23 protein-coding genes are annotated in these 22,508 nt (G+C 68.2%); 20 read left to right on the top strand and 3 right to left on the bottom strand.

The features are described from left to right. Positions 1–14: 14 nt before the first annotated feature. From F1643_RS06235 to F1643_RS06165, 16 genes are all read left to right on the top strand, one after another. Positions 15–1,367, top strand: coding sequence for a DUF1329 domain-containing protein (locus tag F1643_RS06235; protein WP_206692367.1), 1,353 nt, complete (start codon positions 15–17; stop codon positions 1,365–1,367). 74 nt (positions 1,368–1,441) lie between these two features. Next, positions 1,442–2,317: an SDR family oxidoreductase gene (locus F1643_RS06230; protein ID WP_194911851.1), complete on the top strand. Its 876-nt coding sequence runs from the start codon at positions 1,442–1,444 to the stop codon at positions 2,315–2,317. A gap of 42 nt (positions 2,318–2,359) precedes the next feature. After that, positions 2,360–3,073, top strand: coding sequence for an SDR family NAD(P)-dependent oxidoreductase (locus tag F1643_RS06225; RefSeq protein ID WP_194911849.1), 714 nt, complete (start codon positions 2,360–2,362; stop codon positions 3,071–3,073). Positions 3,074–3,157: 84 nt separating this feature from the next. Further along, the gene (locus F1643_RS06220) at positions 3,158–4,000 is read left to right on the top strand and encodes an IclR family transcriptional regulator (RefSeq protein ID WP_194911846.1); all 843 of its coding nucleotides are present in this window, start codon (positions 3,158–3,160) and stop codon (positions 3,998–4,000) included. 344 nt (positions 4,001–4,344) lie between these two features. Beyond that, positions 4,345–5,151 (top strand): enoyl-CoA hydratase/isomerase family protein, encoded by an 807-nt coding sequence (locus tag F1643_RS06215; protein WP_194911844.1) that lies wholly within the window; start codon positions 4,345–4,347, stop codon positions 5,149–5,151. Positions 5,152–5,169: 18 nt separating this feature from the next. Further along, the gene (locus tag F1643_RS06210; protein ID WP_194911843.1) at positions 5,170–6,060 is read left to right on the top strand and encodes a 3-hydroxyacyl-CoA dehydrogenase; all 891 of its coding nucleotides are present in this window, start codon (positions 5,170–5,172) and stop codon (positions 6,058–6,060) included. 2 nt (positions 6,061–6,062) lie between these two features. Beyond that, positions 6,063–7,235: a thiolase family protein gene (locus F1643_RS06205; protein WP_194911841.1), complete on the top strand. Its 1,173-nt coding sequence runs from the start codon at positions 6,063–6,065 to the stop codon at positions 7,233–7,235. Between the two features lie 28 nt (positions 7,236–7,263). Next, positions 7,264–8,328, top strand: coding sequence for an acyl-CoA dehydrogenase family protein (locus F1643_RS06200; RefSeq protein ID WP_194911838.1), 1,065 nt, complete (start codon positions 7,264–7,266; stop codon positions 8,326–8,328). A gap of 14 nt (positions 8,329–8,342) precedes the next feature. Continuing rightward, the gene (locus tag F1643_RS06195) at positions 8,343–9,503 is read left to right on the top strand and encodes an acyl-CoA dehydrogenase family protein (RefSeq protein ID WP_194911835.1); all 1,161 of its coding nucleotides are present in this window, start codon (positions 8,343–8,345) and stop codon (positions 9,501–9,503) included. Positions 9,504–9,566: 63 nt separating this feature from the next. After that, positions 9,567–10,367: a crotonase/enoyl-CoA hydratase family protein gene (locus tag F1643_RS06190; RefSeq protein ID WP_194911833.1), complete on the top strand. Its 801-nt coding sequence runs from the start codon at positions 9,567–9,569 to the stop codon at positions 10,365–10,367. Between the two features lie 239 nt (positions 10,368–10,606). Further along, positions 10,607–11,677, top strand: coding sequence for an amidohydrolase family protein (locus tag F1643_RS06185; protein ID WP_194911831.1), 1,071 nt, complete (start codon positions 10,607–10,609; stop codon positions 11,675–11,677). Next, positions 11,677–11,790, top strand: a complete 114-nt coding sequence (locus F1643_RS24495) for an Rv2993c-like domain-containing protein (protein ID WP_206692366.1) — start codon at positions 11,677–11,679, stop codon at positions 11,788–11,790. The genes F1643_RS06185 and F1643_RS24495 overlap by 1 nt, the downstream gene beginning before the upstream one ends. Further along, positions 11,787–12,521 carry a fumarylacetoacetate hydrolase family protein gene (locus F1643_RS06180; protein ID WP_206692365.1) on the top strand — a complete coding sequence of 245 codons (735 nt, stop codon included), beginning with the start codon at positions 11,787–11,789 and terminating at the stop codon, positions 12,519–12,521. Before F1643_RS24495 ends, F1643_RS06180 begins: the two co-directional genes overlap by 4 nt. A 203-nt stretch (positions 12,522–12,724) precedes the next feature. Then, the gene (locus F1643_RS06175) at positions 12,725–14,008 is read left to right on the top strand and encodes an NAD(P)/FAD-dependent oxidoreductase (RefSeq protein ID WP_194911829.1); all 1,284 of its coding nucleotides are present in this window, start codon (positions 12,725–12,727) and stop codon (positions 14,006–14,008) included. Continuing rightward, positions 14,001–14,462 carry a PaaI family thioesterase gene (locus tag F1643_RS06170; protein WP_206692364.1) on the top strand — a complete coding sequence of 154 codons (462 nt, stop codon included), beginning with the start codon at positions 14,001–14,003 and terminating at the stop codon, positions 14,460–14,462. The genes F1643_RS06175 and F1643_RS06170 overlap by 8 nt, the downstream gene beginning before the upstream one ends. A 36-nt stretch (positions 14,463–14,498) precedes the next feature. After that, the gene (locus F1643_RS06165) at positions 14,499–16,616 is read left to right on the top strand and encodes a methyl-accepting chemotaxis protein (protein WP_194911827.1); all 2,118 of its coding nucleotides are present in this window, start codon (positions 14,499–14,501) and stop codon (positions 16,614–16,616) included. 67 nt (positions 16,617–16,683) lie between these two features. On the opposite strand, the gene F1643_RS06160 is transcribed toward F1643_RS06165, so the two are convergent. From F1643_RS06160 to F1643_RS06150, 3 genes are all read right to left on the bottom strand, one after another. Continuing rightward, complete coding sequence (locus F1643_RS06160) at positions 16,684–17,514, bottom strand: universal stress protein (RefSeq protein WP_194911825.1); 831 nt, start codon at positions 17,512–17,514, stop codon at positions 16,684–16,686. Between the two features lie 23 nt (positions 17,515–17,537). Further along, positions 17,538–18,092 (bottom strand): glutathione peroxidase, encoded by a 555-nt coding sequence (locus tag F1643_RS06155; protein ID WP_194911817.1) that lies wholly within the window; start codon positions 18,090–18,092, stop codon positions 17,538–17,540. Between the two features lie 189 nt (positions 18,093–18,281). Continuing rightward, positions 18,282–18,698 (bottom strand): winged helix-turn-helix transcriptional regulator, encoded by a 417-nt coding sequence (locus tag F1643_RS06150; protein ID WP_370540494.1) that lies wholly within the window; start codon positions 18,696–18,698, stop codon positions 18,282–18,284. 185 nt (positions 18,699–18,883) lie between these two features. Here F1643_RS06150 and F1643_RS06145 point away from each other — a divergent pair, with 185 nt between their 5' ends. The 4 genes from F1643_RS06145 to F1643_RS06130 all read left to right on the top strand — a co-directional run bounded on the left by F1643_RS06145 (position 18,884) and on the right by F1643_RS06130 (position 22,427). After that, a complete protein-coding gene (locus F1643_RS06145; protein WP_194911813.1) occupies positions 18,884–19,753 on the top strand; it encodes an NAD(P)H-binding protein in 870 nt (289 codons plus the stop codon). A gap of 127 nt (positions 19,754–19,880) precedes the next feature. Further along, positions 19,881–20,279 (top strand): Zn-ribbon domain-containing OB-fold protein, encoded by a 399-nt coding sequence (locus tag F1643_RS06140; RefSeq protein WP_194911811.1) that lies wholly within the window; start codon positions 19,881–19,883, stop codon positions 20,277–20,279. Further along, positions 20,276–21,469 (top strand): thiolase family protein, encoded by a 1,194-nt coding sequence (locus F1643_RS06135; RefSeq protein WP_206692363.1) that lies wholly within the window; start codon positions 20,276–20,278, stop codon positions 21,467–21,469. Before F1643_RS06140 ends, F1643_RS06135 begins: the two co-directional genes overlap by 4 nt. A gap of 118 nt (positions 21,470–21,587) precedes the next feature. Then, complete coding sequence (locus tag F1643_RS06130) at positions 21,588–22,427, top strand: SDR family oxidoreductase (protein WP_206692362.1); 840 nt, start codon at positions 21,588–21,590, stop codon at positions 22,425–22,427. Positions 22,428–22,508 lie beyond the last annotated feature (81 nt).

The following is a 22,508-nucleotide window of genomic DNA, read 5'->3' as shown; positions in this document are numbered from 1 at the left end:
TGGGAGAAATGGTGATGACGATGAAGCATTGGCTAGCCGGAGCGTCGCTCCTGGTCCTCGCGGGTTCGCCGGCCCTGGCGGCGGTCACGTCCCAGGAGGCCGCCAAGCTCGGCGGTGAACTGACCGAGTTCGGCGCAACGAAGGCGGGCAACGCCGACGGCTCGATCCCCGCCTACACTGGCGGATTGACCAAGGCGCCGGCCTCCTACGCCAAAGGCAGCTTCAAGTGGACCGACCCTTTCGCGTCCGACAAGCCGATCCTGCGCATCGATGCCAAGAACGTCGATCAATACGCCGGCAAGCTGTCCGCCGGTACGGTCAAGATGATCAAGGACAACGCCGACTATTTTCTGAATGTCTTCCAGAGCCGACGCACGGTGGCCTATCCCGACACGGTGCTGAAGGCGACGGTGCGCAACGCCACCAGTTGCAAGACGCTGAACAATGGCTTGGCGTTGGACGTCAAATGCCGGGGCGGCATCCCGTTCCCGATCCCGAAGGACGGCTACGAGGTGATGTGGAACAAGGCATTGGCCTATCATCCGCCAATGACCCAGCGTGCGCAGGCCTATGTCATGGACCGTTCGGGCAGCAAGTTCATGACGTCGGAGGTGCAGACCTACGTCGAACTCGCCTATTACAACGACGAGCGGTCGGACCCCAACGCCTATCAGATCCTATTCTCTCGTACGATGGCCCCGGCGCGCAAGGCCGGAGAGGCGACGGGCTACACCGATTACCTCGACCCGATGGAGAGGAGCCGTCGAGCCTGGAGCTACACGGTCGGCCAGCGTCGTGTTCGTCTTGCGCCTGAATTCGCTTATGATACGCCGGTGTCGACACTGGGCGGCGTGATGCTGTACGACGAAATCTTTCTGTTCAACGGTGCGATGGACCGTTTCGACTACAAACTGGTCGGCAAGAAGGAGATGTACGTCCCTTACAACGCCTACAAGACAGCGTTCGACTGCCCGGCCGACACGCTGATCCAGCCCGGTCACCTGAACCCCGCCTGCGAGCGGTGGGAACTGCACCGCATGTGGGTGGTGGAGGCGACGTTGAAGCCCAGCTACCGCCACGCCTACAGTAAACGCACCTACTACATCGACGAAGACACCTACCAAGCCGGGATGTTCGACGCCTACGACCAGAGCGGCACCCTGTACCGGGGCGGCTACAATTACGCGCTCCAGTTCTACGACCCGGTGGCGCCCGGTTCGCCGGGCTATTCGGTGTTCGACTTCGTCAAGGGAACTTACATGTTCCAGGGCATGTCCACCGGCTTCAACGAACCGTTCAAGTTCATGTCCCCGATCCCCGAAAACCAGATCTCGCCAGAAGCCATCGCCGCCTCCAACGCCCGCTGACTGGCTGGGTATGCCGGGGTCAAGAACCCTCCGCTCGGGCCCGGCACCGCCTTTCGGGGAAGGACCGAAGACAGATGAAGATTGATCTTGCCGGCAAACGCGTGCTGGTCACCGGCGCCTCGCGCGGCATCGGGCGGGCCATCGCCACCGGCTTCGCCGCCGAGGGCGCGCGGGTCGCCATCTGCGCCCGCACCGAAACCGCGATCCAGGCGGCAGCGGACGATCTGCGCGGCCGGACCGACCATGTGCTGGCGCGTTCCGTCGATGTCGGCGACACCGCGCAGGTTCAGGATTTCGTCCGCGCGATCGCCGACGCCTGGGGCGGCGTTGACGTGCTGGTCAACAACGCCGGCCAGGGGCGCGGCGGCAACATCGACACGCTGGCCCCGGAAGGGATCCTCGAGCACGCCAACCTGCTTCAGGTCGCCCATTTCCGTGTCGCCCAGGCCGTCGTGCCGTACATGCGCAAGCAGCGCTGGGGCCGCATCATCGACATCAGCGCCGTCGCCGGCACCGTGCCGACGCCCGACGGCATTCCGTCGGTCGTCAACCGCGCTGCCTGCATCGCGCTGTCGCGCTCGCTCGGCATGGCGCTGGCCAAGGACAACATCCTGGTCAACAGTCTCAACATGGGATGGATCGACACCGGGCAGTGGGACCGCCATCACAAGGAGATGGGGCCGGGCGTCAGCCGCGCCGAGTTCGACGCGATGGTGACTAAGGTCGTTCCGATCGGCCGTTTCGGCAAACCGGAGGACGTCGTCGGCATCGCCCTGTTCCTTGCGAGCGACCATGCCGGTTTCATCACCGGCGCGTCCATCGACATCGCTGGCGGGATGTCTGGGCAGATCGCCTATTACCCCACTTTGAAGCGCGACATGATCGAGATGGGACGCCAGCGCATGGATGCCCAGGGTGTGGATGCCCAGGGCATGGCTCCGGGCGCTTGAGCCGACCGGTCATCGTAGCTTAGTTAGAAAGGAGCACCATTCATGGCACTCAATCTGCAGGGCGCCAACGTCGTCGTCACGGGCGGCACCGGAGCCTTGGGCCGCGCCGTGGTTGCGCGGCTGGTCGAATCCGGCGCCGTCTGCCACATCCCCAATCTGGTGGCCGAGGAACTGACCGGCCTCACCGGATCGGAAAGCGGCCCGATCCGCATCGTCGAAGGGGTAGATCTGACCGATGAGGATGCTGTCACCCGCTTCTACGCCGGGCTGCCGCCGCTGTGGGCGTCGGTTCATGTCGCCGGCGGCTTCGACATGTCGTCCCTGCTGGACACGTCGGCGGCGGCCTTTGAGCGGCAATTCCGCATGAACACGCTGACCTGCTTCCTGTGCACGCGCGAGGCCGTCCGTTCGATCCGCCGCCGGTCTGGCGCGCCGGGAGGCCGCATCGTCAACGTCGCGGCACGGCCGGCGCTGGAGCCGCGCAGCGGCGCCGGCATGGCCGCCTACACCGTGTCCAAGGCGGGGGTCGCCGCCCTGACGCAGGCGTTGGGTGAGGAACTGGCCGCCGATGCCATCCTGGTCAACGCGGTAGCTCCGTCGATCATCGACACCCCCGCCAACCGCGCCGCCATGCCGGATGCCGACCACAACCGCTGGCCCAAGTCAGAGGACATCGCCGCTGTCATCGCCTTCCTCGCGTCGCCGGAAAATCGTACGGCGCGCGGCGGTGTCGTCTCGGTCTACGGACGATCCTGAGGGACGGGGATTCGCTTGTTTACAAGGCTGTGACCGCTTCGCATAATCCCGCCGAGAACAGTGAAGGGCGATGAGCCACCGATTATGGCGGATAAAAAGAACAACGCGATCAATGATCGGGATGAGGATCGCCAGGGCACGAAGTCTGGAGCAGAAGACGCCGACAATTCCTCCCGAAGCAAGCAGGTCATCGTTCGGCCTGTCGTCAACGCGATCCGAATTCTGAAATACTTGAGCGACAGCGGGCAGCCGCGCCGCGCGGCGCAGGTCGCCAAAGACCTGTCGATCAACACCAGCACCTGCTTCAACATCCTGCGCACGCTGGTGGCGGAGGATGTGCTCGAGTTTGATCCCCTGTCCAAAAGCTACACGGTCGGCTTCGGCATCGTCAAAATAGCCGAGCGCGTGATGTCGGAGGGCGAGCGGGTGTCCGCCGCGCGTCCTCACCTGAAGGAACTGGCCGAGCGGTTCGGCGTGACCGTAACGCTGTGGCGCCGGATCGGCGGCGATCGCATTGCCCAAGTCGCCGTTGAATACTGCACTCGCGACACCCGCATCCAGGTGTCGCCGGGGCGTCGCGGTCCGATGCTGATGGGGGCGACCGGGCGGTTGCTGGCGACCCAGATCGGCAAGAGCAAGGCCGAGGTGGAAAGCGCCTTCGCGTCCATCCGTTGGGCGCGGCCCCTCGACTTCAACCGCTATTGGGACGAGGCGGAGACCGCCGCGAAACGCGGTTGGGCGCTGGACGATGGTTTCTTCTATGGCGGCACGACGAACATCGCGGCGGCCGTGCTCGACCCATCGGGCGCCTTCGCCTTCTCGATCGTCGCCACCATGTTCCGGGGTCAGTACGACGACCCCACCATCGCCCGGATGGGCGATGAGCTGAAAGCGTTGGGGCAGCGTTTGACCTCGGTGCTCTACTGAGTTTCGGGTGGCGGTCCCCCAGGGCACCGCCACCGTTTCCTTCAACAATCCGTTTGATCCCCCTTGCCCAACCACGAGGCTGTGCGGCGCGCCGAGCGCGCGGCGTGGCGGCGGTTGCCCTTTGTCCGGCTGATCCGCACTTGGATTTTCCGCATTCAGAATTTCATTCTGATAGAAGAAAAACTCTTGCGCCGCGCTTTCGGTTCGAATTACCGTGCTGCTGACAATCAACAGGCCGAGCGACTCCCGCCGAGGAGTCGACGCCGTGGATCCCGGGCGCCATCCTGTGCCGCGCCCGGCATTCCCGCGCTGCTCGGGACCGTGACTTTTCCGGAGATCCACCCATGGGGGCCGAGCAGACTTTGACCGCCGAAGACGCGGTCGCCATCGAACGGAAGGGCGCGGTCGCCATCGTCACGCTGAATCGGCCCGACGCCATCAACGCGCTGAACGACGCCCTGCGGGCTGGGCTGACACGGGCCTTCCGGGACGCCGAGGCCGATCCGGAGATCCGTGTCGTCCTGCTGCGCGCGGCGGGCGACCGGGGTTTTTGCGTGGGCGCCGACATCAAGGAATTCCGCGCGCCGGCCTCGCTGGTGGCGGCACGGCGCGGCGACAGCGCTCGGGCCTACATCGACGCCATCGGCCGCACCACCAAGCCGACCATCGCCGCCATTCATGGCTTCTGCCTGGGCGGCGGCTTCGAAATCGCGCTGGCCTGCGATGTGCGGATCGCCAGCGACGACGCGGTGTTCGGCCTGCCGGAACTCAACCTCGCCCTCATTCCCGGATCCGGTGGAACCCAGCGCCTGCCACGCCTGATCGGGGTCGGGCGGGCGCTCGACCTCATGCTGACCGGCCGGCGCTTCGCCGCCGCCGAGGCCTTGGAATTGGGCGTCGTCACCCGGCTGGCTCCGTCGCGGGACGCTCTGTTCGAGCAGGCGCTGGCGTTGGCCGAGGACATCGCCGGCAAGTCGCCGACCGCCGTCGCCTATCTCAAGGAGGCCGTCCTGTCCGGCGTCGACCTGGATTTGCGGGACGGCCTGATTCTGGAACGCAACCTCTTCACGCTGCTGATGTCCACCGAGGACCGGCTCCAGGCCGCCGCCGCCTTCCGCGAGAAGCGCAAGCCCGTCTTCACCGGCCAATAAACCCAGGTGCACAACCCAATGAACGCAAACAAGATCCTCGTCGTCGGCGCCGGGCTGATGGGCCGTGGCATCGCCCACGCCTTCGCGGTGCGCGGCCATCCGGTCACCCTGTTCGACGTCAGCCGCGAGGCCATCGACGCCGCGCTGGCCGATATCCGCACGGTCACCGGCGAAGCCGTCAGGATCGGCAAGCTGACCGAAGAGGCCGCCGCCCGCACGCTGGACCTGATCACGCCCGGCACCGACCTCGTCGAGAGCGCCCGTGGCGCCGATCTGGTGGTGGAAACCGCGTCGGAGCGGCTGTCGGTCAAGATCGACATCATCCAGGCCATCGACCCGGTGTTGGCGGGGGACGCCATCATCGCCACCAACACCTCGGCGCTCAGCATCACCGAGATCGCGGCGGCCTCCGCCGATCCGGCCCGCGTCGCCGGCATGCATTTCTTCAACCCCGTCCACAAGATGAAGCTGGTCGAGATCGTCCGTGGCATCGCCACCGCCGACGGCGTCGTCGAGCGGCTGAAGGCCTGGTCGGACGCCATCGGCAAGACCTCCATCGTCGTCAACGAGGCTCCCGGCTTCACCACCAGCCGCATGTCGGCGATGCTCGGCAACGAGGCGATGCACATGCTGGAATCCGGCGTGGCGACCGCCGAGGACATCGACACCGCGCTGCGTCTGGGGCTTGGCCACCCGATGGGGCCGCTGGAGTTGGGCGACATGACCGGCTGGGACACCCGGCTGGCCGTGCTGCAATACCTGCATCAGTCGCTGGGCGAGAAGTTCCGGCCCTGTCCGCTGATCACCAAGATGGTCAAGTCGGGCCGCATCGGCCGCAAGGCCGGCCATGGCGTCTACCGCTACGAGAACGGGGTGAAGATCCCCGGTTCCGGCCTGAGGAGCGCCTGATCATGCGGGATGTCGTGATCGTCGAGGCCGTCCGCACGCCGATGGGGCGTTTTCGCGGGGCGCTGGCCCCCGTGCGCGCCGACCATCTGGGCGCGGTGATTCTCCAGGCGCTGGTCGAGCGCGCCGGCATCGGACCGGAGCTGGTGGACGACGTGGTGTTCGGCTGCGTCACCCAGGTCGGCGAGCAATCGACCAACCCGGCGCGCACCGCGCTGCTGTCCGCCGGCTGGCCGGCGAGCATTCCCGGCATGACGGTGGACCGCAAATGCGGCTCGTCGGAGGCCGCCGTCCACGCGGCGGTCGGCTCCATCGCGTCGGGCGAATTCGACGTCGTCGTGGCCGGCGGCGTCGAGAGCATGAGCCGGGTGCCGATGGGCGGCAACCGCGACGTCCATGGCGAGCCGTTCGGCTGGAAGCTGCTGGACGCGTATCCGCAGGTGTCGCAGGGCGAAGCCGCCGAGCGCATCGGCGACGCCTGGGATCTGACGCGCGACGAACTCGACGATTACGCCATCGCCAGCCACCGCCGCGCCGCCGCCGCCGCCGATGCGGGGTGGTTCGACCGCGAGATTGTCCCCGTCGCCGTGGACGCATGGCGGGAGCGTTCCGCCCCCGAGGGTTTCCCGCTGTTCAGCCGCGACGAGACGATCCGCCGCGACACCAGCCGCGACAAGCTCGGCACGCTGAAGACGGTGTTCCGGCCCGAGGGCCGCGTCACCGCCGGCAACTCCTCGCAGATCGCCGATGGCGCGGCGGCGCTGCTGCTGATGGCGGCGGAGGTCGCCAAGGCGCATGGGTTGAAGCCGCGCGCCCGGCTGCGGGCGATGACCACGGTCGGGGCGGACCCGACGCTGATGCTGACCGGACCCATTCCGGCGACCCGGCGCCTGCTCGACCGCAGCGGGTTGTCGCTGTCCGACATCGCCCTGTTCGAGGTGAACGAGGCCTTCGCTCCGGTGCCGCTGGTCTGGATGCGCGAGTTCGGGATCGGGCATGACCGGGTCAACGTGAACGGCGGGGCCATCGCGCTCGGCCATCCGCTGGGCGGCAGCGGCGCCCGGCTGCTGACCACGCTGTTGCACGAGTTGGAGCGGCGCGACGCCCGCTTCGGCTTGCAGACCATGTGCTGCGCCGGCGGCCTGGGCACCGGGACCGTCCTGGAACGGCTCGGCTGAACGAGACGACCACTCACTGGGGGACAGCATGACGAGCGACACCAGCCGCATTCTGGTCGACACCGCGCAGCGTTTCTTCGCCGACCGCATCACGCCCGAGGCGTTGCACCGCGCCGACGCGGGCGAGTGGCTGGCCGATGTCTGGGCGGCGGCCGACGACCTTGGCCTGCCGCTGGCCCTGGTGCCCGAGGAGGCCGGCGGCTTCGGCGTGGACATGGTGGACGCGCTGGGGCTGATCCGCATCGCGGGCGCCGCCGCCGCGCCGCTTCCGCTGGCCGAGACGATGCTGGCCTCCTGGCTGCTCGCCAAGGCCGGGCTGGAACTGATCGCCGGACCGGCGAGCGTAGCGCCGGTGCTGGCGGACGACCGGCTGGAGCTGACCCGTGAGGGCAGGGGCTGGCGGCTGACCGGCAGCGCGCAACGCGTTCCCTGGGGCCGCGTCGCCGCCGGAATCGCGGTGATGGCCGAGCATGACGGCGTACCGCACGTCGCGCGCATCGATGCCGGGGGCTGGACCACGGAAAACGCCGCCAACCTCGCCGGAGAGCCACGCGACACCCTGCGTTTCGATGTCCGGCTCGACGCCGCGACCGTCGCGCCCGTGCCCGACGGCATCGACGGCACGGCCCTGCGCGCCGTCGGCGCCACGATGCGCAGCCTCGCCTTGGCCGGAGCCATCGACCGGGTGCTGGCGCTGACCACGCACTACGCGGGCGAGCGCGTTCAGTTCGGCCGGACGCTCGGCAAGTTCCAGGCGATCCAGCAATCGCTGGCCGTGCTGGCCGGGCAGGCCGCCGCCGCCGGGGCCGCCGCGGACGCCGCCGCCGAGGCGGTCGCCGAAGGGTTCCGCCCCTTGCCCATCGCCGCCGCCAAGGTCCGCTGCGGCGAGGCGGCGGGCATCGCCGCGTCCATCGCCCACCAGGTGCATGGCGCCATCGGCTTCACGCAGGAGCACAGCCTGCATCACCTCACCCGCCGCCTGTGGGCGTGGCGCGAGGAGTTCGGCAACGAGGCGGTCTGGAACCGGATCATCGGCCGCCACGTCGCGGCTGCGGGCGCCGACGGTCTGTGGCCGCTCGTCACCGCCGCCTGAGAAGCGAGACCATCATGCACAGCATCGTGTTTCCCCCGCCGCCCGTCACCGCCCGCACCGAGGCGTTGCGCGCGGAGGTCCGCGACTTCCTGAAAACCGAACTGGCCGACCGGCCGCCGCGCCTGCGCGCCGATTCCTGGAACGGCTTCGACGCCGGCTTCAGCCGCAAGATGGGGGAGCGCGGCTGGATCGGCATGACCTGGCCCAAGCGTTACGGCGGTCACGAGCGCAGCGCGTTGGAACGCTACGTGGTGCTGGAGGAGGTTCTGGCCGCCGGCGCGCCGGTGGCGGCCCACTGGATCGCCGACCGCCAGAGCGGCCCGCTGCTGCTGAAGAACGGCACCGAGGAGCAGCGGCAAAGCATCCTGCCGCGCATCGCCGCCGGCGACTGCACCTTCTGCATCGGCATGAGCGAGCCGGATTCGGGCTCCGACCTCGCCGCCGTGCGCACCCGCGCGGTGCCGGTCCAAGGGGTCGGGGGCGGCGGCTGGCGGGTCAACGGCACCAAGCTGTGGACGACCTACGCCCACCATGCCCATTACATGATCCTGTTCTGCCGCACCGATGGCGGAACCGAGGACCGGCAGGGCGGCACCAGCCAGTTCCTGGTCGATCTCAAGACCCCCGGCATCACCATCCGCCCGGTTCTCGACATGACCGGCGCGCATCACTTCAACGAGGTGGTCTTCGAGGACGCGCTCCTGCCGGACGACGCCCTGATCGGCCAGCGCGGCGAAGGCTGGGCGCAGGTGATGGGCGAACTCGCCTACGAGCGCAGCGGGCCGGAGCGTTTCCTGTCCTCGATGACGCTGCTGACCGAATTGGTGCGGGCGCTGGGCGACGCGCCGTCCGACCACGCGGCGATGGCGGTGGGGCGGCTCACCGCGCATCTGCTGGTGCTGCGGCGGCTGTCGCGCTCGGTGGCGGGGATGCTGGAAAACGGCGGGAACCCCGCGTTGCAGGCGGCGCTGGTCAAGGATTTGGGGGCGCTGTTCGAGCAGGAGATCCCCGAGATCGCCCGCCAACTGGTCGAGGCCGAACCGGATCTCCAGGCGACGCGGGAATTCTCCGCCGTGCTGGCCAAGCTGGTGATGAACGCCCCGTCCTTTTCGCTGCGCGGCGGCACGCGGGAAATCCTGCGCGGCATCATCGCGCGGGGCTTGGGCCTGCGCTGATCCGACGACTCAATCCCGAGAATGGCCCGAGAATGGCACGAAAAATGGGGAGACACGGAAACCATGACCGACCCGGTTCTGTACGAACAGGACGGCGGCATCGTCACGCTGACGCTGAACCGGCCCGACCTGCGCAATCCCATTTCGGAACCCGAGATGGTGGACGCGCTGGAGGCGGCCCTAATCCGGCTCGACCGCGATCCCGACGTGCGCGTCGCCATCCTCACCGGGGCGGGCAGCGCCTTTTCCTCCGGTGGCAATCTGAAGACGATGCGGGTGGGCGGCGGCCTGAACGATGCGCTGCCGGCCCGCACCCGGTCGAATTACCGTCACGGCATCCAGCGCCTGCCGCTGGTCTTCGAACGGTTGGAGGTGCCGGTCATCGCCGCCGTCAACGGCCCGGCCATCGGCGCCGGCTGTGATCTGGCCTGCATGTGCGACCTGCGCATCGCCGCCGAAAGCGCCCGCTTCGCGGAGAGCTTCGTCAAGGTCGGGCTGGTGCCGGGCGATGGCGGGGCGTGGCTGCTGCCGCGTGTCGTCGGCTTTTCCAAGGCGTGCGAGATGGCGCTGACCGGCGACGCGATCGACGCCGCCGAGGCGCTGGCCTGCGGGCTGGTGTCGAAACTGGTTCCCGACGACGGCCTGCTGGCCGCCGCCCGTGCGCTGGCCGACCGCATCGCCGTGAATCCGCGCCACGCGGTGCGGATGACCAAGCGCCTGATGACCGAGGGCCGCACCGTCGGGTTGGCGACGCTGCTGGAGATGTCGGCGGCGATGCAGGCGCTGGCCCACGCCACCGCCGACCATGCCGAGGCCGTCGAGGCGCTCCTGGGCAAGCGCAAGCCGGTCTTCACCGGGGCGTGACAACAGCGGGGCGTGACGACAGCCCGGCCGATTTTTAGGACATAAACTGGATTATTGACTAACAATTGGAATTGGAACAATCTGTGTGGGTGACGGTCTTGCGCCGGCCCCACCGGCGGTGAAGACCCCCATTCCAATCGAGGCGTTCGTGCAACGCCGGATCGCACACGCCCGACGCCGTGACAGCGCCTTTGCGCGGGCGGCGTCGGTGACCCACGACACACGCAGGGAAGACACTGATGCTGATCGATCTTCATGCCCATGCGCCGCTGCCGGGCTATTACAACCAGCACCCGCATTGGGGGCCGTTCTTCGAGCCGTGCGACGACGGCGACATCCGGTTGCGCGTCGGCAAATGGGTCCTGACCCTCGGCTCGCCCGAGCGCCGCGCCGCCGTCCGCGCCGGCAAGAAGCTGGATCTGCAAGAGTATTTCGCGCGCTGGGCCGATCCGAACGTCCGCCTTGCCGGGATGGACGCCGCCGGCCAGGACGCGCAGGTGCTGTCGGTGCCGTCGCACTGCTACATGTACTGGACCGAGCCGGAATTCTCGGTGCCTTACGCCCGCAAGGTGAACGACACGCTGGCCGAATACTGCGCCGGTGCGCCGGGCCGCCTGTTCTTCTGGGCGCACGCCCCGCTGAACGCGCCCGAGGCCGCCGCCGCCGAAATCCGCCGCGCCGTCACCGAACTGGGGGCCGTCGGCATCAGCGCCGGTGGTTCGAACTTCGGCGGGCTGGAGTTCGACTCGCCGGAGCTCGATGTGGTGTGGAAGACCATGGTCGACCTCGACCTGCCGATCTTCGTCCATGGCTACAACCAGTCGGTGACCTGGGGCGACAAGGCCAACGAGGACCGCTACGAGACGACGGCCATCGTCGGCATGAACTACGATGAAACCAAATGCTTCTGGTATCTGGTCTGCGGCGGCGTGCTCGACCGCTTCCCCGATCTGAAGATCTACATCACCCACGCGGGCGGCTTCGTGCCGTTCCAGCTCGGCCGTTTGGAGCAGACGATCCAGAACCTGGACGTCGTCCACAACAAGAAGCCGATGCGCGAATACATGAAGAATTTCTGGTTCGATCCGGAACTGCACGAACTGCCGATGCGTCAGGCGCTGATCGACGTCGTCGGTGCCGACCAGCTTGTCTACGGCACCAATTTCGGCGGCAGCGACGCGATCCGCCACGACCTGACCCAAGGCCTGCGGGTGTCGCCGGAGGACTTGGACAAGATCCGCTACAAGAACGCCTGCAAGCTGCTGCACCTCGACCCGGCCAAGCTCGGCCGCGCCAAGGTCGCCGCCTGATGCGGATCGCCCGGTGCACCGACGGAGGCGCCCCTTTCTGGGCCGTCGTCGATGGGACGGGAGACACTGTCCGCCCGTTCCTCGGGCCTTCGCCGAATGGGCGCCCGCCGTGACCCGTGGGGAGGGCGAGGCGACGCTCCGTTTCACCGGTGAGGTCCGCAAGCTGTCGGATGTGCGGCTGCTGCCGCCCATCGAGAAGACCAACAAGGTCGTGGTGGCCGGAGCCAATTACCGCAAGCATCTGGTCGAGTTCGGCGTCGCCCCGCCGGCGCGTCCGGTGGCCTTCCTGAAGGCCTACGGCGCGCTGATCGGCGCGGCGGACCCCATACGCTACCCGCCGGTGACCCGCGAACTCGATTACGAGGTCGAGTTGGTCGCGGTGGTCGGCGCCGAGCGCATCGACCCGGCGGACCCGTTCGCCGGCCTGCTGGGCTACACGGCGGGCAACGACGTCAGCGCCCGTGACGAGCAGAGGGCCGGGCCGCCCGGCATCGGCATGGATCTGTTCTCGGCGAAGAGTCAGGACCAGACCACCGGGCTTGGCCCCTGGATCGTCACCCGCGACGAGTTTCCCGCCGGTCAGCCCGGGCTGCGGCTCGGGCTGACGGTCAACGGCGCGGTGCGGCAGGACGGCACGACCGCCGACATGACGTGGACGGTGGGCGAGTTGCTGGCCTTCATCGACGCGCGGGTCGGCTTCGACTGCGGCGACGTCCTGTTCACCGGCACGCCCGAAGGCGTCGCGCAAGGAACCGGCAACTACCTTCAGCCGGGCGACGTGGTCGAGGCGACGGTGGAGGGGATCGGCACGCTCCGCAATGTGGTGGGTGACCGTCCGGCGTGAGGCGCGTCCCGCGCCGGTCCGCGGTTCGGGGAACGACTGGCAGCAAACTTGTCACCGCTCCCGGCGTCCGGTCCCCAGTCCGGACGCCCCCGGCTCCGTTCGGCGCCACGGGGGCATGACGGGGCGTCCCCGGTGCGGGTCTTCGGAAACGCGGCCTGGGACGCCCATCCTTTTTGCGCCGAACCGGATATTGGAGACGGATCATGCTTCAGGACGACAAGACGATCGTGATCGTCGGGGCCGGGCAGGCCGGCGGCACCGCCGCCGCGACGCTGCGGCAATACGGATTCAAGGGCAAAGTCGTCTTGATCGGGGACGAGCCGCTGCTTCCCTACCAGCGCCCCCCGCTGTCCAAGACCTATTTGAAGACCGATGTGTCGCCCGATGCGCTGAAACTGCGCGCGCAGAGCTTCTACGACGAGTCCGGGATCGAACTGCGGCTGGGCCGATCGGTCACCGCCATCGACGCCAAGGCCAGGACGGTCGCGCTGGCTGATGGCGAAACGCTGGCCTACGACATCCTGATCCTGGCGACGGGGTCTCTGGTCCGCAAGCTCGACGTGCCGGGCGCCGGTCTCGCCGGGCTGTTCGAACTGCGCAGCCAGGCCGACGCGGATCGGCTGAAGCCGGCGGTGCGCGGCGCCAAACGCGTCGCCATCGTCGGCGCCGGCTATGTCGGGTTGGAGGTTGCCGCGTCCGCCCGCGCGCTTGGCGCCGAGGTGGTGGTGGTGGAGCGTGAAAGCCGAGTGCTCGCCCGCGTCGCCAGCGCCGCGTTGTCCGGCTTCGTCGATGCCTATCACCGAGGCCGGGGCGTCGAGATCCTGACCGGCGCGTCGGTCGCCGCCTTCCTGGGCGACGGGCAAGGCCAGGGGGAGGGCAAAGAGGAGGGGAAGGTGCGGGCGCTGCAACTCGCCGATGGCCGCATCGTCGCGTGCGACGCGGTGGTGGTCGGCGTCGGCGCGCTGCCCTGCGACGCGCTGGCCCGGTCGGCGGGTCTGGTCTGCGACAACGGCGTGCGCGTCGATGAGCAGGCCCGCACCTCCGATCCGGCGATCTACGCCATCGGCGACATGACCTCGCGTCCGCTGGCGCTGTATGACGGGCGGCGCGTGCGGTTGGAAAGCGTGCCGAACGCGCTGGAGCAGGCCAAGCAAGCCGCCGCGTCGATCACCGGCGCGGCAGCGCCGCCGCCCGAAATTCCGTGGTTCTGGTCCGATCAGTACGATCTGAAGCTCCAGATGGCCGGGCTCGGCGTCGGCATCGACCGCACGATCACGCGCGGCTCGCCCGAGACGGGGAAATTCGCGCTCTACCACATGTCCGGCGACCGGGTGGCGGTGGTGGAATCGGTCAACCTGCCCATCGAGTTCATCACCGCGAAGACGCTGCTGACGACCACGCGCCGCATCGACACCGACGCGCTGGCCGACATCGCGGTTCCGATCAAGTCGGACCGGATCTTCGTCGCGGACGCCCCGGTTGTCTGAGGGCGGCGATCCTTGCGCGATCGCGCTGTGCGGCGGCTGCCGGCCAGCCGGCCGCTGCCGTCTCGGCATCACGCGGATGACGATGGGCGACGACGGCGTCGCGTCGGCGGCGCTGCGCTGCGACGCAGCCAATCAGGGCGGCCCGATGGTCGCGCATGGCGGCTGGACCGCCGCCGTGTTCGACGACGTGCTGGGCCGGATTCCCGGCTTTCTCGGCACCATGGCGGTGACCGCGAGCTTGACCGTCGATTTCCTCAAGCCCGTGCCGGTCGAGCGCGATCTGGTGGCGCGCGCCTGGATGGAGGCGCGGGACGGCCGGCGTCTGCGTCTGGCCGGGGTGCTGCACCTTGCCGCTGGCATGGCCGAACTCGCCAGGGCTCAAGGGGTGTGGATCGAGCGGAGCCCCGATCACTTCGACCGCCATCGGCGCTGGCTGCGGGACCAGACCGGCTGACCCGGCCTTGAAAAAAACCGGTAGGGAGAAGACGAGATGAGTTTCGGCCGGTATCTCCCATCGCTTCACATGGGAATTCGCGGAAAGCTGTTCATCGCCTTCAGCGTGGTGGCGGTCCTGACGACGTTGGCCAGCGGCGTCGGTCTGTGGACGATGACCGCCATTCACGGGCGCATGCTGCAAATCAGCGAGCAGGATCTTCCCTCGGTGGTCCTGGCTCAGCAGCTTCAGGCCGACGCCAGCGCCGTGGTCGCCCAGGCCCCGGTGCTCGACAGCGTCACCAACCCGAACGAACTGTCCGATCTGGCCGAGGATCTCAAGGCGCAGATGGGGCTGCTGTCGCAGACGGTGCAGGAGCTGACGCCACTGCGCCCCGACGACGAGAGTCTCGCCTTTCTGAAGGAGGTCAGCGCCAAGATGACCACGCTTCAGAACGCCCAGATCCAGGCGGTGTCGGAACGGTTGGCGATCCGCAAGACGCGCGACGCGGCGCTCCGCGACATCGACCTGGAGCAGGCGGCCTTCGCTGTCCTGTGCCAGCCCATCGTCGATGGCCTGCGCGCCACCGTCGAGCGCCGGGGCGCCGGGTCGGGCGAGGCGGGTGGAACGGTGGCCGGCGAGTTGGTCGCGTTGATGGCCGGTCTGGAACTGATGCAGGCCGGCAACCGCATGGGAAGCTTGGCAGCGGAGGCGTCGAAAGCGTCGAGCCTGCCCCAGCTCGACGCGTTGCGGATGGATTTCACGCGGCTGGTCGAGCGGCTGCCCTCCCTTGTCGCCCGGCTTCCCGTGGACGACGCGGCGCTGCTGGATCCGCATCTGCGGATTCTGGCCGAACTCGGCCTCGGTCCCCAGGGGCTGTTCGCGCGATCGGGGGAGGAGCTTGCGGCGGCGACCGCCAGTTGGACCGCGTTGAACGACAACCGGTCGCTGTCGGACGAGCTTCGCCGCGAGGCCTCCCGTCTGGTCCACAAGGTCCGGGCGGAAAGCGCCGAGCTGGTGGAGGAGGCCAGCACCGGAATCGAGCGCGGCCGTCGCACGCTGATCGCCATCGGGGCGGCGAGCGTCATCGGCACGATCCTGATGACGTGGCTGTATGTCGGGCATGTCGTGGTCAACCGGCTGTCGCGGCTGTCGCAGGCGATGCGGTCGGTCGCGCGGGGCGATCTGAGCGCCCCCATCCCGGTCGACGGCCATGACGAGATCACCGAGATGGGGCGCGCGCTGGAGGTATTCCAGATGAACGCGCGCGCCGCGGCCGAAGCCGGCCAGCGCGCCGAGCAGGAGCGCGCGCGTCTGGCCGGCGAACGCCGTCAAGCCTTCATCGGCCTTGCCGGACAGTTCGAGGCGACCTTCAAGGCGGCAGTGGACCGTTTCGCGCGTTCAGCCTCGAACATGCATTCGACGGCGGAAATCATGGCCCGGTCCGCCGGGCAGGCGACGCGGGAAGCCGCGTCGGCGTCGGTGGCCACGCACAGCGCCACGCACAGCGTCCAGACGGTGGCCTCGGCGGCCGAGCAGCTCACGTCCTCGATTTCCGAGATCACCCGTCAGGTTCGGGAATCCGCGCGCATCGCCGGGGAGGCGGTGAGCGACGCGCGCGCCACCGACGCGACCGCGCGCAGCCTGAACGACGCCGCCGGCCGCATCGGCGAGGTGGTGCGCCTGATCGGCGAGATCGCCGCCCAGACCAACCTGTTGGCGCTGAACGCCACCATCGAGGCGGCGCGGGCCGGGGAGGCGGGCAAGAGCTTCGCCGTCGTGGCGCATGAGGTGAAGCTGCTGGCGACCCAGACCGCGCGGGCGACCGACGAGATCGGGACGCAGATCGCCGCGATGCAACTCGTTACCGCCAAGACGGTGGAAGCCATTCGTAAGATCGGCGGCACCATCGCGTCCATCGACGGCATCACCGGCTCCATCGCGTCGGCGGTCGAACAGCAGGGCGCGGCGACGCAGGAGATCGCCCGCAACGTCGTCCAGGCGGCGGACGGGACGCACCGCATGCTGTGCAGCATCGACGCGATCACCACCGCTGCGACTGAAACCGGCGAAGCGGCGGGACGGGTGGTCGATGCGTCGGCCGAGATGTCCAGCGAAGCCAGGGCGCTGTCCGCGGAGGTGTCGAACTTTCTCGGCGTGGTGCGGGCCGGCTGACGCCGCGAACCGCCGGGCGTCACGGGCCGGACGCCACGGGAGAGACCCCGCGTGGCGTCCGGGACTTTCAGTGGGAGACCAGCAACGGCACGGTCGAGCGGGTCAGCAGATTTCCGGTGGTGCTGCCGACCATCGCTTCGCGCAGCCGCGACCGGCCGAAACCACCCATGACGATCAGATCGGCGCCCGTCGCCTCGACCCGCGCCAGGATGGATCCGCTGACGCCGTAGGCGTCCTCCAGCACCAGAAGCTTCACCGTCGCCGCCACCCGGTGCTGGGCGAGGAAATCGACCAGCTCGCGGCCCGGCCCCGGTTCGGCGGTCGGATCCGGTGCTTTCACCACGATGATCACCACCTCGACCGCTGAGGCGGTCCGCAGGATCGGCAAGGCGTCGTGGACGGCGCGGACCGCTTCCCGGCTGGCGTTCCAGGCGACCACGACGCGTTGTCCCAGGGTTTCTACCGATGGCCGTTCCGGCACCATCAGCACGGGCACGCCGGCCTCCAGCACGATCTGGCCGCTGATCCGCCGTCCGCCGGGTTGGCCGATGTCGGACGGGCCGACCACCGCCAGATCGGTGCAGCGGGCGTGGGCGATCACGGTCTGCGCGGCGTCTCCGCCAGCGTCCAGCCAACGTTGCCGGGCCTCGGCGGGCTGGCCGTGGCGGACGAACAGGATCCTGGCCAGTGCGGCGGACTCGTCGGCGGCCTTGGTCAACGCATCGTTCAGGGCGGGGCCGGCGAAGGATTGCGCCAGGACGGGAATATCCAAGGCCGGCCGCACATGAAGGCCGGTCAACCGCGCGCCGTGGGCGGCGGCCAGTCGGGCGGCCATCGCGATGCGGGTGGCGGCACCGTCCCCGCCATCGATGTGAACCAGGATGTCGTTGAAGGGCATGGCGTGTCTCCCGAGCGCGGCCGTCAGGCCTTTGCCAGTTCCGTTTCGATCGCGGTGGTGACCAGCGTGTCGTCCGGCGTCACGTCGGGGGCGAAGCGGCCCGCCACCGTGCCGTCGCGGGCGATCAGGAACTTCTCGAAATTCCAGAGGATGCCGGGTTCGGGGTTGGTCTTGATGCCGTAGCCTTCCAGCTTCTGGCGAAAGCCGCTGTCGGGCTTGGCGGTCGCCTTCGGATGGGCGGCGATCAGGGCGCGGTACAACGGGTGCTGCTCCTCGCCGGTCACCGCGACCTTGGCGAACATCGGGAAATCGACGCTGAAGTTGGTCCGGCAGAACTGCTCGATCTCCGCGTCGGTGCCGGGTTCCTGCGCGCCGAAGTCGTTGGCGGGGAAGCCGAGCACGGCGAAGCCCCGGTCACGGTAGCGTTGGTGCAGAGCCTCCAGCGCGTCGTATTGCGGCGTCAGTCCGCATTTGGAGGCGACGTTGACGATCAGCAGCACCGAGTCCTTGTGGTCGGCGAGTGTCGCGCTCTCGCCGGTGATGCGGGTCAGCGGAATGTCCTGGAGGGGCGTGGTCATGGGTGTCTCCGGTCAGGGGGAGTTTCCCGGCGGCTCGGACAGGTGGCCGTTATCGGGCGATGGACGAAAGGGTCGGGGGACTGAAAAGTCGGCCGGACTGTCGGCCGCCGGACTATTGGCCGTCGGACTATCGACCGATGGATCGGCATCGCCCGTGGATGGCGGCGTGCCGATGAGGCGATCATCCGATCAATCGGCCGGAAACGCAATCGTCGGATTTGGTTCGTGCGCTTCAGCCGCTTCCCGTGCCGTCGCGTCGAAGTTCCGGCGCGCGTCCTCGATCGCCGGACGGTGCGCCCGCGCCCATTGTGACAGGGCGCGCAACGGCGCGATCAATGAGTGCCCCAACGCGGTCAGCTCATACTCGACGCGTGGTGGAACCGTGGGGAAGACCGTTCGCTTGACCAATCCGTCGCGCTCCAGCCCGCGCAGCGTCAAGGTCAGCATCCGTTGCGACACGCCGCCTCCCCGGCGGAGCAGGGCGTTGAACCGCATCGGCCCGTCGGACAGGATGCCCACCACCATCACCGTCCATTTGTCGCCGACTCGGTCGAGGATTTCGGCCAGCGCGCGGCAGTCGCCGTGGTTGTCGGTTCCGGCAGGCACAGACGTGTTCCCTGGTGACAAAGTCATGCCTCCTTGCGGGGGATCCACCGCCTTCCCATGATGGCGGCAGGCACAAAAAAGTGCCCTTGGCGGCAGTGTGCGCCGCCGGTTGGCGCACGGCACCGGGAAAACGCCTCTCCCACTGAAACCCACCTGCCAAAACTCCCCTTTGAAAGGATGTCATCGTGAAGATCGGCGTCAGCGGCGCAAGCGGCAAACTCGGCTCGGCGACCATCGCCGCGTTGCAAGGTCTGGCCTCCGGACACGGCATCGTCGGCGTTTCGCGAACCCCCGAAGCGCTTCCTTCAACGGTCGAGGCGCGGTTCGGCGACTACGACCAGCCCGATTCTCTGGCCTCGGCCTACGCCGGGCTCGATCGGCTGCTGATCATTCCGACGACCGACATGCGGCCCGGACAGCGGACCATCCAGCATCTCGCCGCCGTCGATGCGGCGGTCGCCGCCGGGGTCGGGCATGTGAGCCTGATGTCGTCGGCCGGCACCCGGCGGGCGGAGGAGCCGGACATCTGGGGCTGCTATTTCCCGGCGGAGCAGCGCCTGATGCGGACGGCCGGCGCCTGGAGCATCCTGCGCATGAATTTCTACGCCGAAGCCTTCGTCCAGGAGGTTCGTTCGGCGCTCGACCGTGGAGCCATCGCCGGCATCGGCGACGGGCGGGTGGGCTATGTCTCGCGCGACGATCTCGCACGGGCCGCCGCCGGCCTGTTGACCGGGGACGGGCATGACGGCGCCATCTACACCGGCACCGGCCCGGAGAGCCTGTCGGGGACGGAGCGGGCAGCCATCGCCGGCGCGGTGGCCGGGCGGCCCCTGCGTTATGTCGAACTGACGGAAGAGGCGTTCCGATCCACGATGGCGCAGGCCGGGTTGCCGCCGCCCATCGTCGCGGTGGTGGTCAGCATCCGAACCCGTTTTGCCATGGGCGGTTTCGACATTGTTACCGGGGACATTGAGCGTTTATCGGGTCGGCGACCCCGATCGTTGCGGGATGTGTTGAGCGACGCGTTCTCCGAGACGGATAAAAATTCTGAATAAAGAAATTAGTTCTGATATCGGAAAATTCTTGACCTCAGCGATGGGATCGGCACAATCGGGGTCCATCCTGCGGCGCGTGGCGGCGGCTCTCTGTCCGCTTCCACCCGCGCCATGATTGGGGATCCCCATGCCAAGGAAGCTTCCGCTTCTCAATCCTGAGAACACGGCGTTCTGGACGGGCGGTGCCGACGGGGAATTGCGCATCGCTCATTGCGACGCCTGCGGCACCCTGTTCCATCCGCCGACGCCGGTCTGCCCCGCCTGCGCCAGCCTCGACGTCGGGTACAAGCCGGTGTCGGGGCGCGCGCGCGTCGTCACCTTCACGGTCAACCATCAGGCCTGGACGCCTGAGCTGGCGGAACCCTACGTCATCGCCATCGTCGAGATCGTGGAACAGGCGGGGGTCCGTTTCCTGACCAACATCGTTGGTTGCCCGGTGGACCGGGTGCGCATCGGCATGCCGGTGCGCGTCACCTTCGAACCGATCGATGACGTGTGGATTCCTCTGTTCGTGGCGGACGAATGATGTTTGACCGTGTCTTCGAAAAGGATGTCGCCATCACCGGTATCGGCCAGTCGGAGGTCGCCCGCCCCTCGTCCAAATCGGCCATGCGGCTGACGGTCGAGGCGTGCATGGAAGCGATCGGCGACGCCGGCCTGACCCGCGACGACATCGACGGCGTGGCCTGCTGGCCCGGCGACAACAACAACGGCGACAGTTTCTCGCCGGTCGGCACGGCGGCGATCAAGAGTGCGCTTGGGCTGAAGCTCAACTGGTATGGCGCCGGGTACGAAGGCCCCGGCCCGCTCGCCGGGGTGATCCAGGGGGCGATGGCCATCGCCACCGGGTTGGCGCGGCATGTCCTGGTCTTCCGCACGATCACCGAGGCGACCGGCCGCGCCAGGTCGCGCACGGCGAATGCCCTGACGAACAAGTCGGCCGGGCGCGACAGCACCTATTATTGGCAGTGGTACACGCCCTTCAACGTGCTGTCGGCGATCAACCTTGCGGCCATGTACGCCCAGCGCCATTTTCACGATTACGGCACGACGGCGGAACAGTTGGCGCAGATCGCGCTGACCTGCCGCCGGCACGCCGCGCTGAACCCCAAGGCCGTCTACCGCGCGCCGATGACGATGGACGATTACTTCGCGTCGCGTCTGGTGTCGATGCCGTTGCGGGTCTTCGACTGCGACGTCCATTGCGACGCATCGACCGCGCTGGTGCTGTCCCGCCGCGACGCGGCGAAGGACCAGCCGAACCCGCCGATCCGCATCGATGCCATCGGTTCCGCCATCCACAGCCCGCACGCCTGGGATCAGGTGGATTTGTCCGCCATGATCACGCAGGAGGTCGGCCGGATGATGTGGAACCGCACCGACCTGACGCCCGCCGATGTGGACACCGCGCAGCTTTACGACGGCTTCAGCATCCTGACCCTGATGTGGCTGGAGGGGTTGGGGTTTTGTCCGCGCGGCGAGGGCGGGCGCTTCATCGAGAACGGGACCCGCATCGGTCTGGACGGCGACGTGCCGCTCAACACCAACGGCGGCCAGCTGTCGGGCGGGCGCACCCATGGCCTGGGTTATGTCCACGAAGCCTGCGCGCAGCTGTGGGGCCGGGCGGGTGGTCGTCAGTTGGCCGATCCCCGCGTCGCCGTCGCGGCGGCGGGCGGCGGTCCGCTGGGCGGAAGCCTGCTGCTGGTGCGGGACTGAGTCGCGCGGCGGATCCGGCGGCGATTGCTGGGGTCTAATATTGTACGTTATGCGGAAAAGTGTTGATTTTTTCGCGGCGGACTGACGTCATTCAAGAAAGATTTCCTGGGAGGACGTGGTGGCTGAAACCATGCGGCAGAGCGGCGGTTCCCTTCTCAACGGCAAGGTCGCCCTGGTCACCGGGGCGGGTGGCGGCATCGGCCGCGGTGTGGCGCGGCGCCTCGTGCGCGAAGGCGCCGCCGTCGTGGTGGCCGAGATCGACGAGGCCAGCGGCGCCCGCACCGCCGGGGAATTGCGCGCGGAGCTGGGTGGCGACGCGGTCTTCATCCGCACCGACGTCACCCGAAAAGAGGATGTGCTGGCGGCGGTGCAGATGGCGGTCGACCGCTTTGGCGGTCTCGACGTGCTGGTCAACAACGCCTTCGCTCCGACACCGGAAGTCCTGTTCGAGCAGAAAACCGACGAGATGCTGCAAAGCTGCCTGAATTCGGGCATCTGGGCGGCGTGGTGGGCGATGCGCGCGGCCTTGCCGCATTTCAAGGCGCGCGGCGGCGGTCAGGTGGTCAACTTCTATTCGATCGACGCCCAAGTCGGCGCCTGGATGCACGCGGACTACAACATCGTCAAATCCGCGCTGCTCGGCCTGACCCGCAGCGCCGCCGCCGAATGGGGGCGCTTCAACATCCGCGTCAACGCCATCGCGCCGACCGCCGCCGGGGCGGTGTTTGAACGGATGTGCCGGGAAATCCCCGGCTTCCGCGAGGCTTCGGCCGCGCGCAAACCCCTGGGGCGGCCCGGCGATCCCGAGGACGACATCGGGCCCGTCGTCGTCTTCCTGGCGTCGGAGATGTCGCGCTACGTCACCGGCGAACTCATCAACGTCGATGGCGGCCTCCATCTTCCCGGCTACCAGTCGCGGCCGGGCAACCTCGCCGAACTCGAACAGCAACAACGCTAACGGCCCAGCAGCATGGATGCCGGAAATTCGCCGCGCGTGCGGCGGAGACGCCCGGACTTTGCCCCGGTTCCGCCGGCCCAG

This window comes from Azospirillum sp. INR13, assembly GCF_015390205.1.
Lineage (GTDB): Bacteria > Pseudomonadota > Alphaproteobacteria > Azospirillales > Azospirillaceae > Azospirillum.
This window is presented reverse-complemented; position numbering and strand designations above follow the sequence as displayed.